This window comes from Streptomyces sp. NPDC127092 (assembly GCF_042722475.1).
Classification (GTDB): domain Bacteria; phylum Actinomycetota; class Actinomycetes; order Streptomycetales; family Streptomycetaceae; genus Streptomyces.
In genome coordinates this window covers 1-1,358 of record NZ_JBHXFE010000244.1, presented here as the reverse complement: position 1 = coordinate 1,358, position 1,358 = coordinate 1, and the positions used below count along the sequence as shown (strand labels likewise).

Annotated in this window: 2 protein-coding genes; both read right to left on the bottom strand. The window is 77.0% G+C overall.

Going from position 1 to position 1,358, the window contains the following annotated elements:
* Positions 1-211: 211 nt before the first annotated feature.
* Complete coding sequence (locus tag ACFWJO_RS39345; RefSeq protein ID WP_063189892.1) at positions 212-748, bottom strand: metallophosphoesterase; 537 nt, start codon at positions 746-748, stop codon at positions 212-214.
* An 8-nt stretch (positions 749-756) separates the two neighbouring features.
* Positions 757-1,358 (bottom strand): hypothetical protein (locus ACFWJO_RS39340; RefSeq protein WP_386873053.1); only part of this gene is annotated, 602 nt, incomplete at its 5' end.

Below are 1,358 nucleotides of genomic sequence, written 5' to 3'. Positions count from 1 at the left end.
GTCATGGGGTGAGCCTGCCGCCCCCGGGCCCTGCGACGGACCGGACCGACGCGCCCTGGGGAGGGCCGCCGTCGTCGTGGTGGCTGTGCAGGAGCGGCCGACCCGCCGGACACGGCGGCCCCGGCGCGACGCGGGTTGAGTTCTCACGGGTGCGCGCCGCCTGGACCGGTGATAACTCAACCCGCGTTGCGGGGAGCGGCCGGCCCGTCGGTCACGGCGTGCGGTCGACCGGCACCAGCTCCACGTCCTCGAGCCGTCCGTCCCGCGCCACCGCGCGTATCAGCGTGCACACCGGCTGCCGCCGCCGGTCCGTGCAGGAGCCGGGGTTGAGCAGCCGCAGGCCCGGGTTCGCGGTCTCCGGCCCGGCCACGGTGTCCCACGGGATGTGGCTGTGCCCGAAGACCAGCACGTCCGCGTCCGGGAACGCCGCGGCCATGCGGCGCTCGCGGCCGGCCGCCGGGCCCGTCTCGTGGACCATCGCGATCCGCACCCCGCCGAGCTCCACGCGCGCCACCTCGGGCAGCCGCGCCCGCGGCCCCGGCCCGTCGTTGTTGCCCCACACGCCCACCAGCCGGGCGGCCCGCGCGTCGAGGTCGTCGAGCACGTCCTCGGCCACCCAGTCGCCGGCGTGGAGCACGACGTCGGCCCGCGCCACCTCGGCCCGCACCTGCGCAGGCAGGGCGCGGGCGCGCCGCGGGATGTGGGTGTCGGCGATCAGGAGCAGGCGGACGGCGACGTCGTCGGGCACGGTCCGCCTCACCGCGCCGCGAACGCGCCGAGCCAGAGCGCCAGCGGCAGGCCGACGATGAACACCGCCACGAATCCGCGCACCAGCCACCGGCCCGCCGGGGTGGCGAGGTTGACCGTCACGCCCACGCCGTAGCCGGGGCGTTTGGCGGGGAAGACGGCCGGGTCCTCGGGGTCGCGCTTGAGCCCCAGGGGCGTCCACACCTCGTCCTCGGCGAGCTCCGCGGCCGTGGGCCGGTGCCCGAGGTCCGCGGCGACGCGGTCCGCCCAGCGCGTCCACCGCCGGGTGCCGGCCCGCATCGCCGGGAAGATGCCCACCATGAGCACGGTCAGCGTGAGGGGCAGGAGCCACCAGGCCATCGTCCACGCCCCGGCGGCGAGCACCTCGGCCGTCGTCGGGGCCAGCACCAGCACGATGAGCACGCACGACCACCCGAGGCACGCCTGGACCCCGCGGTGCACCCCCGGCTGGCGCACGCGCCGCCACGGGGACAGCCCCGGATCCATGGGAACCAGGGCAGTGACCATCGCGGAGACCAGGGCCAGGAACCCCGTCATGCCGAGGCCGATCAGCGGCCCCGTCGCCACCGTGCCGAACGAGGCGTCCTCCC